This is a genomic window from Amycolatopsis sp. WQ 127309, from assembly GCF_023023025.1.
GTDB lineage: Bacteria > Actinomycetota > Actinomycetes > Mycobacteriales > Pseudonocardiaceae > Amycolatopsis.
The window spans coordinates 618,200-633,919 of record NZ_CP095481.1 but is presented as its reverse complement, the minus strand read 5'-3'; the positions used below and the strand labels follow the sequence as shown (position 1 = coordinate 633,919).

General features: G+C 71.8%; 13 protein-coding genes. 5 read left to right on the top strand and 8 right to left on the bottom strand.

The window, feature by feature from the left end; genetic code table 11:
- Window positions 1-65: 65 nt before the first annotated feature.
- Entirely contained in the window at window positions 66-785 is a 720-nt protein-coding gene (locus MUY22_RS02345) for an LmbU family transcriptional regulator (RefSeq protein ID WP_247056526.1), read from the bottom strand.
- A gap of 941 nt (window positions 786-1,726) precedes the next feature.
- On the opposite strand from MUY22_RS02345, the gene rfbA reads away from it, so the two are divergent.
- Genes rfbA through MUY22_RS02320 form a run of 5 tightly spaced genes read left to right on the top strand, consistent with a single transcriptional unit; the run spans window position 1,727 to window position 6,884 of the window.
- A complete protein-coding gene (gene rfbA / locus MUY22_RS02340) occupies window positions 1,727-2,599 on the top strand; it encodes a glucose-1-phosphate thymidylyltransferase RfbA (protein ID WP_247063580.1) in 873 nt (290 codons plus the stop codon).
- A gap of 4 nt (window positions 2,600-2,603) precedes the next feature.
- A complete protein-coding gene (locus MUY22_RS02335; protein WP_247056524.1) occupies window positions 2,604-3,710 on the top strand; it encodes a long-chain fatty acid--CoA ligase in 1,107 nt (368 codons plus the stop codon).
- Window positions 3,707-5,233, top strand: coding sequence for an aromatic amino acid ammonia-lyase (locus MUY22_RS02330; protein WP_247056522.1), 1,527 nt, complete (start codon window positions 3,707-3,709; stop codon window positions 5,231-5,233). The genes MUY22_RS02335 and MUY22_RS02330 overlap by 4 nt, the downstream gene beginning before the upstream one ends.
- The gene (locus MUY22_RS02325) at window positions 5,230-6,243 is read left to right on the top strand and encodes a hypothetical protein (RefSeq protein WP_247056520.1); all 1,014 of its coding nucleotides are present in this window, start codon (window positions 5,230-5,232) and stop codon (window positions 6,241-6,243) included. Before MUY22_RS02330 ends, MUY22_RS02325 begins: the two co-directional genes overlap by 4 nt.
- 26 nt (window positions 6,244-6,269) lie before the next feature.
- The gene (locus MUY22_RS02320) at window positions 6,270-6,884 is read left to right on the top strand and encodes a hypothetical protein (protein ID WP_247056517.1); all 615 of its coding nucleotides are present in this window, start codon (window positions 6,270-6,272) and stop codon (window positions 6,882-6,884) included.
- A 76-nt stretch (window positions 6,885-6,960) separates the two neighbouring features.
- Here the strand turns inward: MUY22_RS02320 and MUY22_RS02315 are convergent, their stop codons facing one another.
- From MUY22_RS02315 to MUY22_RS02285, 7 genes are read right to left on the bottom strand one after another with little or no spacing between them, the layout of a single operon-like run.
- The gene (locus MUY22_RS02315) at window positions 6,961-8,202 is read right to left on the bottom strand and encodes a nucleotide disphospho-sugar-binding domain-containing protein (RefSeq protein ID WP_247056515.1); all 1,242 of its coding nucleotides are present in this window, start codon (window positions 8,200-8,202) and stop codon (window positions 6,961-6,963) included.
- Window positions 8,199-9,416 carry a nucleotide disphospho-sugar-binding domain-containing protein gene (locus MUY22_RS02310; protein WP_247056513.1) on the bottom strand — a complete coding sequence of 406 codons (1,218 nt, stop codon included), beginning with the start codon at window positions 9,414-9,416 and terminating at the stop codon, window positions 8,199-8,201. Before MUY22_RS02310 ends, MUY22_RS02315 begins: the two co-directional genes overlap by 4 nt.
- Entirely contained in the window at window positions 9,413-10,675 is a 1,263-nt protein-coding gene (locus MUY22_RS02305; RefSeq protein WP_247056511.1) for an activator-dependent family glycosyltransferase, read from the bottom strand. The genes MUY22_RS02310 and MUY22_RS02305 overlap by 4 nt, the downstream gene beginning before the upstream one ends.
- Before the next feature lie 8 nt (window positions 10,676-10,683).
- Entirely contained in the window at window positions 10,684-11,892 is a 1,209-nt protein-coding gene (locus MUY22_RS02300) for a nucleotide disphospho-sugar-binding domain-containing protein (RefSeq protein ID WP_247056509.1), read from the bottom strand.
- Window positions 11,893-11,897: 5 nt separating this feature from the next.
- Entirely contained in the window at window positions 11,898-13,133 is a 1,236-nt protein-coding gene (locus tag MUY22_RS02295; protein WP_247056506.1) for a nucleotide disphospho-sugar-binding domain-containing protein, read from the bottom strand.
- Entirely contained in the window at window positions 13,133-14,467 is a 1,335-nt protein-coding gene (locus MUY22_RS02290; protein ID WP_247056504.1) for an activator-dependent family glycosyltransferase, read from the bottom strand. The genes MUY22_RS02295 and MUY22_RS02290 overlap by 1 nt, the downstream gene beginning before the upstream one ends.
- A 16-nt stretch (window positions 14,468-14,483) precedes the next feature.
- A complete protein-coding gene (locus tag MUY22_RS02285; RefSeq protein ID WP_247056502.1) occupies window positions 14,484-15,719 on the bottom strand; it encodes an activator-dependent family glycosyltransferase in 1,236 nt (411 codons plus the stop codon).
- Window position 15,720: the final 1 nt, after the last annotated feature.

Here is a 15,720-nt window from a genome sequence, read left to right as displayed (position 1 = left end):
TCTTTCCCCAGTCCCCAGTGAACTTCGGTCGAACTCGGTTTCCCCGGTGGTGCGTCGGGAGGCGGTCAGCCTTCCTTCTTCCCCGATATCGCGTGGTCGTCGCCCGGCAGCCCGATCACGGTGTCCGCCGCGTTGTCCAAAATGGACACGATCCACGAGAGCAGGTCCTGCTTCGTCGTGCTGGCGGCCTCGAGCCATCGCTGCTTCCGGTCCGCCGGCACGTTCATCTCGATGCTGAGGACGTCGCTGCCGCCCTCGTCGTCCGCCGCCCGCGCCGCCTTGCGGCTGGCCCGGACCCGGTTGCGCAGCTCGTTGCGGGACCAGCTGAACTTCTCCGCCCGATCGAGCCAGTTCTCCTGCTGTTCCTCCGGCAGGCTCGCCAGCTCCGCGTGGTGCTGGAAGCTGAGCGCCGGCCGGCGGCGGGTCACCGAGTACCGCCGCGCCACCCACGCGTAGTTGCGGAGCGTCTGGTAGTCCAGCGACGTCTTCGCGATCGCGTGCATGTAGCGGTCGGGGTACTGCGCCTGCCCGTAGATCAGCCAGTCGCCCAGCCACCACGTCGAGGACTCCGAGATCACGAAGATCTCGTGGCCGATCCTGCTCCACTCGTCGAGCGGGATCTGGGGTGGCAGGTTGAGGCTGGTCCGCCTGGTCAGCATCCCGTCGGTGAACGGCCGGCCGGTCAGCCGGCCCGGGGGCGACGCGACCGGTGACCGGTCGGTGTCCCGCGGGCTGCCGGCCGGTTCGGCGTGCCGCGGAATCCTGCCCTCTTTGCTCGTCATCATCACCATTCGTCTCCTAGGCGTCATCGACGTAGACGACCTCGGCCCGGCGAACGTGATCGCCGGGCCGCCCTGTACTCCTCCCCATTGGCCTTCTCCTCCTTCCACGATCGGGTGAATTCCTTGGTGTCAGCACCCTACACGCGGGCCTGGTGCGGGGCGGGTTTTCCGGGATTCCGCGGGGCGGCTTCGCGCGCCGTTCCGGAATGCGGGCGGTGCCGCTCACCGGGGTGCCCGGCCGCGGGGATCGGAACGGCGCGCGGCCGCCCTCGCCGTCCCATTCCGGGATAGCACCACAACGGTGTGGTGGATTGGAAAAGTGATCCCGGGCACACGTCCCGCCGCCCGGGCGGGGTCCTGCCGGTTAGTCCACGCCGTGGACTAAATGAAGGTCATTCGGGTTTGTCCGTTGGCTCCCCGGCCCGGCGCGCGCGTCCGCGTCCGCCGCTGCCGGTCGTGCACGAGCCTCGTGCCGAAACGGTCGTGTCCAAAGCGCCCCCAGGTGCCCCAGTGGTACGGGCCTCTTCGGGGCCCGCGTCCGGCCGAAAGCGGTCCGGGTGCGCGGGCGGCGCCGCGCAGAGGCGGACCACCTCGGTGACCAGGTGGATTCTGGCACCGCTGTAGGCCTTTGACAAGCTGGGCGGGCTGTGTCCACGTCGGACTCGGCACCGGTTCCGCGCCGGTCCGCCGGGTGCCGCGCGCGGGCCCGGCGTCCCGCCGGCGGGACGTCCGGCCCGCGACGGCGCGTTCCCGGCCCGGCTGGGAGCGCGACCGGAAATCGCCGCCGCGCGGCCATCGGGGAGAAGCGCTTCGATGCGGTGCCCGCACCATTGACGCCCCCGCGTCGCCTTGCCTAGTGTTCCCGATATCCACATCGCGGCATTCTCATTCTCGCCTCGCGGTCGACGTATATCGACGAATGGACCCAGAAAATGAACAAGGCCATGAAAGGAATCGTTCTCGCCGGCGGAACCGGTTCGCGGTTGTACCCCCTGACGAAGGCGACGTCTAAGCAGCTGCTCGCGGTCTACGACAAGCCGATGGTCTATTACCCGCTTTCGGTGCTGATGCTCGCCGGCATCCGGGAGATCCTGGTCATCTCGACCCCCGACAGCATCCCGGCCCTGCGCGCGCTGCTCGGTGACGGCTCCGACCTGGGGCTCGACATCAGCTACGCCGAGCAGGACCAGCCGCGCGGCATCGCCGAGGCGCTCCTGATCGGCGCGGACCACATCGACGGGAATCCGTCCGCGTTGATCCTCGGCGACAACATCTTCCACGGTGCCGGGTTTTCCCGAATCCTGCGCGCCGCGCGTGAGCGCCTCGACGGCTGCACGCTGTTCGGTTACCCGGTCTCCGATCCCGAGCGCTACGGCATCGGCGAAACGGACGAGCGCGGCTCCCTCGTGTCGATCGAGGAGAAACCGCTGCGCCCGCGTTCCGACAACGCGATCACCGGGCTGTACCTCTACGACTCCGACGCCGTCGAGATCGCCCGCGGCATCGAGCCGTCGGCGCGGGGCGAGCTGGAGATCACCGACGTCAACAAGGCCTACCTCAAGGAGGGCCGCGCGCAGCTGTGCCGGCTCGGCCGCGGGTTCACCTGGCTCGACGCCGGGACGCACGACTCCCTGCTCGCCGCCAGCCAATACGTTCAGGTGATCGAAAAGCGCCAGAGCGTGCGGGTCGCCTGCCTGGAGGAGATCGCGCTGCGCATGGGCTACATCGACGCCGAGCGGTGCCGCGCCTCCGGCGAGGCGATGAAGAGCTCCGAATACGGCAAGTACCTGATCCAGCTCGCCGAGACGCTGGGCTAGGGCGATGGGATACGCGGAGCTGACCCCGCACGAGCTGCTCACGCCCGGGTTCGCGGCGCCGGAGGTGACCGGGCGCGCCTGGCACGTCCGGTGGGACCGCGAGCCGGCGATCGGGCCGGACGCGCTGCCCGCCGTCGTCGACTTTCACACCTCGGGCACCACCGGGCCGCGCCGGCAGTGGCGGCGGTACGGGCCGAAGGTGTGGGCCGAGGCGGGGATGCTCGCCGACCTCGTGGCGCCCGGACGGCCGGACGCCGTCGTCTCGTTCGTGCCGCCGGTCCACCTGTTCGGCGCGCTGGCCACGGTGCTCGTCCCGGCCCGCCTGCGCGTGCCGGCGTGGTACCGCGACGGCTTCTACGGCACCCTGCCCGACATCGGCGGGCGCCCGGTGGTGATGGCGACGCCGTGGATCTTCGAGCTGCTGCTGCGTCACCTGGACTGGGTGCGCGGGCTCGACCACCTCACCGTGCTCTACGGCGGCGCCATGCTGCCGGGCACCGCGGGTGACCTGCTGCGCGAGCTCGGTCCGGAGCGGGCTCTGCTGGTCGAGGTGCTCGGCTCCACCGAAGCGGGCGGCATCGCGACGCGCACCTGGCGCGAGGGCGAACCGCCGGAGTGGCAGCTGTTCCCCGACGTCGGGTTCGCGGGTGCGGTGACGCCGGGTGCCGAGGGGCCGCTGGCCGTCACCAGCCCGCGGCTGGCGTTCCGGCCCGGTGAACCGGAGCCGGCGTCCTGGGAGGCCGACGACCGGGTCGTGCCGCTCGGCGAGCGCTCGTTCCGGCACGCCGGCCGGGCCGGGCGCCTGGTCAAGGTCAACGGCCGCCGGATCAACCTGGACGACGCCGAGTACGCCCTGCGGGCCGTGCTCGACTGCGCCGACCTCGCGCTGCTGCCGGTCACCGACCCGAAGATCGGCGAGCACGTCGAGCTGCTCGTCGCCCTCGCGCCCGGCACCGAGGTCGCCGACCTCGACCTCGCGGCCGCGTTCGCCCGCCTGGGCGTCCGGCCGCGCAAGCTGCACGTCGTGCCCCGGATCGACCGGTCCGCCCTGGGCAAGCTGCGGCACGTTCCCGCCCCCACCACACCCGACGAGGAGGTCGCAGCGAGGTGACACCGATCGCCGAAAGCCAGGGCCGCGAGCTGACCAGTTCCCTGTACCTGGGCGAGATCGTCTGGAGCGCCGACTGGGACGCGAAGATCGACCCGTGCGACGACGCGGACATCGCCCGGATGCGGGCGAGCGCGCGCACCATCGAGGAGCACCTCACCGCCGACAAGCCGGTGTACGGGCTCACCCAGGGCTTCGGGCCGCTGGTGGTGTTCGACGCCGACTCCGAGATGGAGCAGGGCAGCTCGCTCATCTCCCACCTCGGCACCGGCCAGGGCGCACCGCTCTCGCCCGACGTCTCGCGGCTGATCCTGTGGCTGCGCATCCAGAACATGCGCAAGGGCTACTCCGCCGTCACGCCGCGGTTCTGGCAGATCCTCGCCGACCTGTGGAACAAGGGCTTCACGCCGGTGATCCCGCGCCACGGCACGGTCAGCGCCAGCGGGGACCTGCAGCCGCTCGCGCACGCCGCGCTGGCGTTCGGCGGGCAGGGCCGGGCGTGGCGCCGCGACGGCGGCGGCCGGTGGATCACGGTGCCCGCGAAGGACGCGCTGGCCGCGCTGGGCCACGAGCCGGTCGACTGGCCGGTGCGGGAGGCGCTGGCGTTCGTCAACGGCACCGGCGCGAGCCTCGCCCAGTCGATCGTCAACCACCAGTCGTCGCTGCGGCTGGTCCAGGCCGCCGCGATGCTGACCGGCCGGCTCGCGACGCTGCTGGGTGCCAACCCGGAGCACTACGACGCCGGGCACGGCATCGCGCGCGGCCAGCTCGGCCAGCTCACCGCGGCCGAGTGGATCCGGCGTGAGCTGCCCGACAGCCAGACCCGCGACCCGAAGCGGCCGCTGCAGGAGCCCTACAGCCTGCGCTGCGCGCCGCAGGTGCTCGGCGCGGTGCTCGACCAGCTCGACAACGTCGGCAACGTGCTGGCCCTGGAGGTCGACGGCTGCCAGGACAACCCGATCACCTTCGAGGGGCGGCTGCTGCACGGCGGCAACTTCCACGCGATGCCGGTCGGGCTCGCCTCCGACCAGACCGGGCTCGCCATGCACATGGCGGTCTACCTGGCCGAACGGCAGCTGGGGCTGCTGCTGTCCCCGGCCACCAACGGCGACCTGCCGCCGATGCTGACCCCGCGCGCCGGCCGCGGCTGCGGGCTGGCGGGCGTGCACATCAGCGCGACGTCGTTCGTGTCGCGGATCCGGCAGCTGGTCTACCCGTCGTCGCTGACGACGTTGCCGACCAACGGCTGGAACCAGGACCACGTCCCGATGGCGCTCAACGGCGCCAACTCCGTGGCCGAGGCCCTGGAGCTGGGCTGGCTGGTGATCGGCTCGCTCGCTCTCGGCGTCGCGCAGCTGGCCGTGATGACCGACGCGCCGCCGCCCGACGGCGGGATCTGGGCCGAGCTCGCCGGAATCTCCCCGCCGCTGGCCGAGGACCGGCCGATGGCGGCCGAGGTGCGGGCCGCGCGCGACCTGCTCAACCGCTACGCCACCGACGCCCTGGCCAACGGCGACGCGGGATGAGCCTGCGGATCAAGGGGATCTCGCTGCAGGTCGACGAGGTGTCCGAGGAGGTCGCCGCGCACGACCTGCGGGCCATCAAGGAGCAGCTCCACTGCACCGACGTCATCCTGATCGGGATGGACCTGCCGAAGCTGTTCACCGCGGCGCACAACGCCCTGGCGGCCGGCCTCGACGTCTGGATCGAGCCGCACCCGGTGGACATCGGGCGGCGCAAGGTGCTGCGCACCCTCGAGGTCGCCGCGCTGGCCGCCGAGCAGCTGCGGCGCGGCTTCCCCGGCCGCGTCAACCTGGTCGTCGGCTGCGAGTTCTCCCTGCACCTGGCCGGGATGATCCCCGGCAGGCCGGAGGCGATGCGGCTGCTGCTCACCATCCATTGGCGGCGGCGGTTCGAAAAGCGGATCAACCGCAAGGTGAACCGGCTGCTGGCGCGGGCGCTGGGCCGGGTCAAGCCGGTCTTCGGCGGCCCGGTCACCTACGCGGCGGCGTCGTGGGAGGACGTCGACTGGTCCGGTTTCGACTACGCCGGGGTGAACCTCTACCGCACGGCGTCGAACTCCGCGCAGTTCGAGGTGCGGCTGAGGGAACGGCTCGCGCGCGCCGGGAAACCGCTGCTCATCACGGAGTTCGGCTGCGGGGCCTACGTCGGCGGCGCGCAGCGCGGGCCGGGATCGTTCAAGATCGTCAACTGGCTCTCGGTGCCGCCCAAGATCCGCAAGGGCAACATCCGCAGCGAGCGGGTGCAGGCCGCCTACGTCGGCGACATGATCGACGTCTACGCGCGCAACGACGTCCACGGTGCGTTCGTCTACACGTTCGCGTTGCGCGACTACCCGCACTTCGCGGATCCCTTGCGGGACCTGGACATGGCGTCGTTCAGCGTCGTCAAGATCGATCCGGACAACCTCGATCGGTGGGAACCGAAGGACGTGTTCCACGAGATCGCGCGCCGGTACGCCGTTCCCGCGGTTCAGCTCGCCGGGGGTGGCCGCGCTAGCATCGAGCAACCATGATCGGTTAGACCGCTTACGGGGGACCCATGGAAATTCACCAGCTGCAGAAGCACGATCGGTTCCACATCCGGCAGAAGCAGAAGCTGATGGTCATCCGCTACCACGTCTACGCGGACGACGGTCAGGGCCAGCCGGGTGACCTGGTCGCCTTCATCGAGGAGAAGCGCCTCACGTTCAAGGAACACGCGACGTTCTACACCGACGAGAGCAAGGAAACGGTGCTCGCGAAGTTCCGTTCCCACAAGGTGGAAGAGCTGTCCAGCGCGTACCAGGTGCTGGGCGCCGACGGCGACGAAGAGGTGCTCGGTCTGTTCGGCAAGAAGTTCGGCAAGTCCTTCTACCGCTCGACCTGGGTGCTCGACCAGGACGGCCGCGACCGCCTGACGGTCAGCGAGCGCAGCCAGGGCATGGCGGCGTTCCGCCGGATCTGGAAGCTGGTCCCGTGGCCCGGCGACGTAGAGGTCCCGTTCTTCTGGAAGTACCACTTCGACTTCACCCGCGGCGAGGACCGGGTCGTCGGCGCGGTGGAGAAGACCGCGCGGCTGTCGGACAACTACCTGCTGCGCCTGGAAGACGACGAGATCGACCGCCGCCTCGCGCTCGGCCTGGCGATCGGCCTGGACGCCCTGCAGTACAACTGATCCTCCCGCGGCTCCGCCCAAAGCCGTGAAGGCCTCCTTACCGGCTCTTATGGCCGGTAAGGAGGCCTTCACGGCTTTACGGGGTGTGCTTGCGGGTGAGCTGTTCCAGCTGGGTCACCAGGTCGTTCGGGCCCGGCTGGGCCTCGATTTCGGCGCATAGCGCCTGGCCTCGGGTGCGGAAGCCCGGTTCTGTCAGGAGTCGTTGTAGGGCATTGCGGACGGCGGGGCCGGTGGCGTCGTCCGAGTGGACTGTCAGGCCCGTTCCCTGCTCCGCCAGCTTGCGGGCCAGCAGGGGGGCGTCGAAGTCGTACGGGAGGGTCAGCTGGGGGACGCCGTGGCGGGAGAACGTCGCCAGGGTGCCGAAACCGCCGTGGTGGATGGCCGCGGTGCACGTCGCCGCCAGGGCGTCCAGGGGGACGTACGGGACCACTCGCGCGTTCGACGGGATCGGGCCCAGCGACTCCGGGTCCGCGATCGTCGCCACCACCTCGATGTCCATTGTGGACAATGCGGCCAGGATGTCGCGGACGTTCACCGTGTAGCCCGAGTACTCCGTCGCCGACGTGCCCAGCGTCAGCGCGACGCGGGGGCGGTCGAGCGGCTTGGTCACCCAGGGCGGGACCACCGCGGCGCCGCCGTACGGGGTGTAGCGGACCGGGAGCGCGTCCAGGGAAACGGCGAGGCTCGGCGGGAGCGGGTCGAGGGTGAAGTGCCCGGCACGCAAGTGATCCTCGTACGGGAGGCCGTGGCGGGACGCGGTTTCGGTGAGCCATTCGGTGAGGCGGTCGGCGGCGGCGAAGCGCCGGATCCAGTCGTGCGTGACGCCCAGGAAGTCCGTGCCGAACAGCACCCGGCCGTGCGCGGCGCCGCACGCGTGGGCCGCCAGCGCGCCGCTGTAGGTGAACGGCTCCCACAGCACCAGGTCCGGCCGCCACGCGCGGGCGAACTCGACGGCGCCGTCCAGCAGCGGCTCGTTGTCCTCGCCGAACGCGTACGTCACCATCATCTCGAACGCCTCGGCGCGCTCGTCGGTCCAGTCGGCCGGCGTCGGCGTGAACTCCGCGAGGTCGTACGGCTTCGGCAAGCCGCGCCGCAACGCGTCGCGCGCCTCCTGCGCCTCCGGCGTGTCGTCCTCGGGGTCGGGCTCCGGGTCGTGACCGAGCGGGACGGCGGTGAGGCCGGCGCGGGTGATCGCGTCGGTGAACCCCGGCGTGCTCGCCACCCGGACTTCGTGCCCGGCGGTGCGCAGCGCCCACGCGATCGGCGCGAGCGCGTAGAAGTGCGTCAGCTGAGGCAGGACGCAGCACAGGACCTTCACGGCCGGCCTCCGCGGTGTTTCGTGGTCAGTTCCTCGAGCCGCGCGACGACGTCGTTGGGACTGGGCATCGCCGCGATCTCCCCGGCCAGCGCGGTTGCGGACGCTCGGATGCCCTTGTTGCCCAGCAGTTGTTCGACGCTCCACCGGATCCGGCGGCCGCTGGCCTGGGCCGGGTCGATCGTCAGCCCGGCGCCCTGGGCCGCGAGCTTGCGGCCCAGCAGGGGCGCGTCGAAGTCGTGCGGCAGGGTCAGCTGGGGGACGCCGTGGCGGGCGAACGTCAGGAGCGTGCCGAAGCCGCCGTGGTGGATCGCCGCCGCGCACGTCGGGGCGAGGGCGTCGAGCGGCACGTACGGCACCGCTCGCACGTTGTCCGGCACCGGCCCATCGACCGTCGCCACGACCTCGACGTCCATTGTGGACAACGCGGCGAGCAGGTCGGTCACCTGCACGGTGTAGCCGCCGTACTCCAGCGTCGCGGAGGTGCCCAAGGTGAGCGCGATCCGCGGGCGTGACGGGGTTTCCCGCAGCCAGGCGGGCACTTCCGCCGGGCCGCCGTAGGCGACGTACCGCGTCGGGACGTACTCCAGCTCCGGCGACGACAGCCGCAGCGGTGACGGCAGCTGGTCGACGGTGAAGTGCCCGGACCGCAGGTCATCGGTGTAGGGAACACCCAACGAAGCGGCCGTCGAAGTCAGCCACCCGGTGAGCCGGTCGTCCGGGACGTGCGTGTGGATCCACTCGTGCGTCACGCCGAGGAAGTCCGTGCCGAACAGCACCCGGCCGTGTGCCGCCCCGCACGCCGCCGCGGCGAACGCGCCCGCGTAGGTGAACGGCTCCCACAGCACCAGGTCCGGCTGCCAGGAGCGGGCGAACGCGACCAGGGCGTCGAGGATCGGCGCGTTGAACTCGCCGAAGGCGTAGGTGACCATCGCGTCGAACGCCTCGGCGTGGCCGTCCGTCCAGTCCGCGCCCGACTCCGCGAGGTCGTACGGCGCGGGCAGCCCGGACGGGGCCTCCTCGGCGATCTCCTCGTCGTCCCCGGCGTCGGCCGGGCCGACCGCGACGGCGGTGAGCCCGGCGTCCGTCACGGCTTCGGCGAAGTCGGGCGAGGTCGCGTACCGCACCTCGTGCCCGGCCGTGCGCAGTGCCCAGGCCAGCGGGACCGTGGCGTAGAAGTGCGTCAGCTGCGGCAACGCGCAGAACAGGACCTTCACGAGGCACCGCCGCGGTGCTTGACGGTCAGCGCTTCCAGCTCGCCGACCAGCTGGTTCGGCGTCGGCAGCGCGTGCATCTCGTCGCGCAGCCGCGCCGCCCCTTCGGTGAACGACGGTTCTTCCAGCAGCCGCAGCACGTTCGCGCGGATCGTGTCCGCGTCGATCGGGATGCCGTGCATGGTCAGGCCGGCGCCGGTGGCGGCGAAGCGGCGGCCGATCAGCGGCTCGTCGAAGTGGTACGGCAGGGTCAGCTGCGGGACGCCGTGCAGCGCGAACGTCGAAAGCGTGCCGACGCCGGCGTGGTTGATCGCGACCGAGCACGTCGACGCGAGCGCGTGCAGCGGGATGTACGGCATCAGCAGCGCGTTCTCCGGGATGCTGCGCAGCTTCTCCTGTTCGTCCTCCGGGACGGTCGCGTACAGCTCGACGTCGAGGTCGGCGAGCGCGTCGAGGACGTCCTGGATGTCGATCGTGTAGCCGGCGAAGTGGCCGGTCGCGGTGAGGCCCATGGTGAGCGCGACGCGCGGCTTCTCGGGCTTGATCTCCAGCCACCACGGCGCGATCGCGACGCCGCCGTAGGGGACGTTGCGCATGTGCAGGTAGTTGAGGTCGGCTTCGCACTGCAGGCTGGCCGGCATCGGGTCGATCGTGAAGTCGCCGGTGATCAGGTCCTCGGTGAAGTCGAAGCCGTACTTGCGGCCGTAGGAGGCGAACCACTTGGCCAGCGGGTCTTCGGTCTGGCCGAAGCCGCGGAAGATCTCGCGGGCGCGGCCGTAGACGTCGGCGCCGAACAGGAGACGCGCGTGCGCCGCGCCGCACGCCTTCGCGGCGATGGCCCCGGCGTAGGTGAACGGCTCCCAGATGACCAGGTCCGGCTGCCACGAGCGGGCGAACTCGACGAGCCCGCCGATCATCGAGAAGATCTCGTAGCGGCAGCGCTCGACGTCGTCGACGTACCCGGTGAGCATGCTGTCCCAGTCGGCGCTCGACGGGTCCTCGACGGCGTCGTACGGCGGGTGCAGGCCTTCACGGGCCTCTTCGAGCATGTCCTCGGTGACCTGCATGGCCACGAGGAGGCGCCGCGGGTCGACTTGGCGACCCGCCGGGACCGCGGTGAGGCCGGCCTGCGTCACCTCCTCGACGAAGTCGGGCTGCGTGGCGACGACGACCTCGTGCCCGGCCGTGCGCAGGGCCCAGGCCAGCGGCACCATCGGCTGGAACATGCTGCCCTGGTTGGCGGTGGTCAACAGGATGCGCATGGTGCTCCTCAGCGGGCGAGTTCGTGGGCGAGTTCGTTCGGGGTGGGCAGGGCGCGGATCTCCTTGCGCAGCGCGGCGGCGCGCTCGCGGAACTCCGGTTCGGTCAGCAGCCGTGCGACGTGCTCCCGGATGGCCTTGGGGGTGGCCTGGTCGCCGGGGAGGGTGAGCGAGCCGCCCTGGCCGGCCGCGCGGGCGGCGAGCGCGGGCTCGTCGAACGTCCACGGCACGGTCAGCTGCGGGACGCCGTGGCGCGCGACGGTCAGGAAGGTGCCGGGTCCGGCGTGGTCGATGACGACGTCGCAGGTCGGGGCCAGGACGTCGAGCGGGACGAACGGGACGACGCGCGCGTCGACCGGGCCCAGGTCCTCCGCCACGGTGGCGACCACCTCGGCGTCCAAAGTGGACAGCTCGGCCAGGATGTCCTTGACGCTCACGGTGTACCCGGCGAACTGCTCGGTGGCCGACGTGCCGAGGGTGAGGCCGATCCGGGGGCGGTCCCGCGGCCGTTGCAGCCAGTCCGGGACCGTCGACGGGCCGTTGTAGGGGACGTACTGCATCGAGCGGTAGTCCAGATCGGCGTCCAGGCGCAGGGACGCGGGCAGCGCGTCGAGCGTGAACTCGCCGGTGACCAGGCTTTCGTCGAAGTCGAAGCCGTACTTGCGGCCGTACCCGCTGAGCCAGTCCCGCAAGGGGTCGGCGTCGGGTGAGAGAGCGAGGAAACGTTCGCGCGTCACGCCGAAGACGTCGAGGCTCCACAGGAACCGCGCGTGGGCCGCGCCGCACGCCTTCGCCGCGATCGCGCCGGCGTACGTCGTGGCTTCCCAGATCACCAGGTCGGGCCGCCACGCGCGGGCGAACTCGACGAGCCCGGGGACGAGCGCGAAGTTGTTCAGCTTGTGGCCGTGCTCGATCATCCGCGCGTACCCGGCCCGCATCTCCTCGACGCCGACCGGCCGCAACGCGGCGTCGTACGGCGACGGCAGGCCCGCGCGGTCGGCTTCGGCTTCGGCCGGGTCCAGGGAAAGCAGCCGCCGCCAGGTGTTCGTGCGCTCCCGTCCGACCGGGACGGCGGTGAGCCCGGCCGCGGTGATCGTGTCGGCGAAGACCGGGGGCGCGGCGACGCGGACCTCGTGCCCGGCCGTGCGCAACGCCCAGGCCAGCGGGACCATCGGCTGGAAGACCGTGGACTCGGGGTAGGTGGCGAACAGGACGCGCATCGGCCTCACCGGTTCTTCTCGACGAGGGCTTCGATCTCGTCGGCGACGTCGTTGGGGGACGGCAGGCCGCGCAGCTCGTCGCGCAGGTCCGCGGCGCGAGTCTTGAACGAGGGTTCGGCCAGCAGCCGTTCGACGCCCTCGCGGATCCGGGCGCCGGTCGCCCGGTCGCCGCGGATGGTGAGCGACCCGCCCTGCGCGGCCGCGCGGCGGGCCAGCTCGGGCTCGTCGAAGTCCCACGGGACCGTCAGCTGCGGGACGCCGTGGCGGGCCACCGTCAGGAACGTGCCCGGCCCGGCGTGGTCGATGACGACGTCGCAGGTCGGGGCCAGCGCGTCCAGGGGGACGAAGGGCACCACGCGCGCGTTGGCCGGGATCGGGAACGCGGGATCCTTGACCGTCGCCACCACGTCGACGTCCAAAGTGGACAGCTCGGCCAGGGTGTCCGCGACGTTGACGACGTAGCCGCCGAAGTGCTCGGTCGCCGTGGTGCCCAGGGTGAGGCCGATGCGCGGACGCTGGGTGGGCAGCCAGTCCGGGGTGGCGGCCGGGCCGCCGTAGGGGACGTACTGCATCGGCCGGTAGTCCAGGTCGCCCGCGCGCAGGCCGATCGACGGCGGTACCTGGTCGATGCTGAACTGCCCGGTCGTCATGTCCTCGCCGAACTCGAAGCCGTACTTGCGCCCGTAGCCGCCGAGCCAGTCCGCGAGCGGATCCTCGGGGGCGCCGTTCGCCGTCCGCCGGTAGATCTCGCGGGTCGCGCCGAAGACGTCGAGGCTCCAGAGCAGCCGGGCGTGCGCGGCGCCGCACGCCTTCGCGGCGATCGGGCCCGCGTAGGTCAGCGGCTCCCAGATCACCAGGTCCGGCTCCCACGCCCTGGCGAACTCGGCGAGGCCGTTGATCAGCGGGAAGTTCTCCAGCTTGTGGCCCTCGTCGACGGCGACGCGGTGGCCCTCGCGCAGGTCTTCCCAGTCGGCGCCGGCCGGGTCCTCGACCACCCGCCACGGGCTCGGCAGCCCGGCCCGCGCCTGCTCCAGCAGCGCCGGGTCGAGGCTCTCCATCCGCCAGATCGTCGCGTCGCGCCCGACCGGGACGGCGGTGAGCCCGGCCTGCGTCACCACGTCGGCGAACGCGGGCTGGCAGGCGACGCGCACCTCGTGCCCGGCCGTCCGCAGCGCCCAGGCCAGCGGGACCATCGAGCAGAAGATCGTCCGCTCGGCGATGACGGTGAACAGGATCCGCATCAGCGCGTCCGGAACTTCACGGTCAGCTCTTCCAGCTGGCCGACGACGTCGTTGGGCGAGGGCAGCGCGAGCATCTCGTCCCGCAGGTCGACGGCCCGTGCGCGGAACCGCGGCTCGGCGAGCAGGCGGGCGACGCCGTCGGCGACGTCCTTACCGGTCGCGTGGTCGCCGCGGATCATCAGCGCCGACCCGTGCGCGGTGGCGCGGCGCGCCAGCTCGGGCTCGTCGAGGTCCCACGGCAGCGTCAGCTGCGGGACGCCGTGCAGCGCGACGGCCAGGTAGGTGCCCGCGCCGGCGTGGTTGATCACGACGTCGCAGGTCGGCGCGAGGGCGTGCAGCGGCGCGTACGGCACGATCCGCGTGTTGCGCGGCACCGCGGTGAGCCGGCCGCGGACGTTGTCGGCGACGGTGGCGATCACCTCGATGTCGAGGTCGCCGAGCGCGGTGAGGACGTCCTGGACGTCCACGGTGTAGCCGTCGAACCGGATGGCGGCGGTGCTGCCCAGGGTGAGCGCGACGCGCGGGCGGGTCGGCGCCGCCCACAGCCAGTGCGGCACCGACGCGGGGCCGCCGTACGGGACGTGCCGCATCGGCAGGTAGTCGACGTCGTCGGCGGCCATCCGCAGCGAACCGGGGAACTGGTCGACGCTGAACTGGCCGGTGACCATGTCCTCGCCGAACTCGAAGCCGTAGCGCTCGCAGTAGCCCTCGTACCAGTCGGCGAACGGGTCGTAACGCTGGTCTTCCGGCTGCTGCGCCAGCAGCCGCCGGTAGTGCGACCGGGTGACGCCGAACGCGTCGAGCCGGCCCAGGAGCCGGCCGTGCGCCGCGCCGCAGGCCTTGGCCGCGATCGCGCCCGCGTACGTCGACGGCTCCCACAGCACGAGGTCCGGCTCCCAGGCGCGGGCGAACTCGACCAGCCCGGCGATCATCGGGAAGTTCTCGGGTTTGTGGTCGGTCCACACCGCGCCCGCGTAGGCCGGCAGCATCTTCTCCCAGTCGGCGCGCTCGGGGTACTCGGCGACGTCGTAGGGCGCGGGCATCCCGGACTCGAGTTTCAGCAGCTCCAAGGCGTCTTCGTCGGAGACGCCCGCGAACTCGGCCTTCAGCTCCGCGTTGTGGTCGAGCGCGCCCATCACGGCGTCGAGGCGGCGGTACAGGTCGACGTCGCGGCCGACCGGGACGGCCGTCAGCCCGGCCTGGATGATCGTCTCGGCGAACATCGGGGCCGCGGCGAACCGGACCTCGTGCCCGGCCGTGCGCAACGCCCAGGCCAGCGGGGCCATCGGCATGAACGTCGTCGGCTCGGGGGTGTCGGTGAACAGGACGCGCATGGGATCTCCTGGGCTTCTACTGGCGGGTGCGGTGCCGGGCGGTGAGCTCTTCGAGCCGCGGCACCAGGTCGTTCGGGCTGGGGGCGGAGAGGACTTCGCCGCGCAGCGCGACGGCCCTGCGGCGGAACTCCGGCTCGGTGAGCAGCCGCCGGACGGCGTCGCGGACGGCCGTGCCGGTCGCTTCGGTGGTGTGCAGCGCGAGCCCGGCGCCGTGCTCGGCCAGCTTGCGGCCGAGGATCGGCTGGTCGAAGTGGTAGTGCACGGCCAGCTGCGGCACCGGGTAGCGCGACGTCGTGAGCAGCGTCGCCGCGCCCGCGTGGTGCACGATCGCGGCGCAGGTCGGCACCAGCGCGTGCCACGGGACGTACGACACGACCCGGACGTTGGCCGGCAGCGTCCCGAGCTTCTCCTGCTCGGCCTCGGCGACGGTCGCGACGACCTCGACGTCCAAAGTGGACAGTTCGGTGAGGACGTCCCGCAGCGGGACGGTGTAGCCGGTGAAGATCTCCGTCGCGGTCAGGCCGAGGGTGAGGCCGACGCGGGGGCGTTCCGGCGGGCGCTTGAGCCAGTCCGGGATCACGGCCGGGCCGCCGTAGGGGACGTACTGCGTGCGCACGTAGCCGAGGTCGGCGTTCTCCTGCAGGCTCGCCGGGAACTGGTCGATCGTGAAGTGCCCGGTGGTCATGTCCTCGGTGAACGCGAAGCCGTACTTGCGGCCGTACGCGCCGAGCCAGTCGGCCAGCGGGTCTTTCGCCGGCCGGGTCCGGCGGAAGTGCTCGCGGGTCAGGCCGAAGACGTCGACGCTGAACAGCATCCGCGCGTGCGCCGCGCCGCACGCCTTGGCCGCGATCGGCCCGGCGAGGCAGAACGGCTCCCACACCACGAGGTCCGGCTGCCAGGCCTGGGCGAACTCGACGAGCCCGGCGAGCATCGGCACGTTGTCCGGCCGGTGGATCGACGCGACGGCGTGCTCCTGCTTCTCGACGAGGTCGTCCTCGTTCCCGTCGAGGACGTCCCACGGCGAGGGCAGCCCGGCGCGGGACTGTTCCAGCAGCTCGGGCCGGGTGCCGCGCCACTTGTCGACGTCCCGCCCGACCGGGACGGCGGTCAGGCCGGCCTGGGTGATGACGTCGGCGAACCCGGGCTGGCTCGCCACCCGCACCTCGTGCCCGGCGGTGCGCAACGCCCACGCCATCGGCACGAGGTACAGGAACGTGCTCTTCTCCGGGTTGACCGCGAACAGAACGCGCATG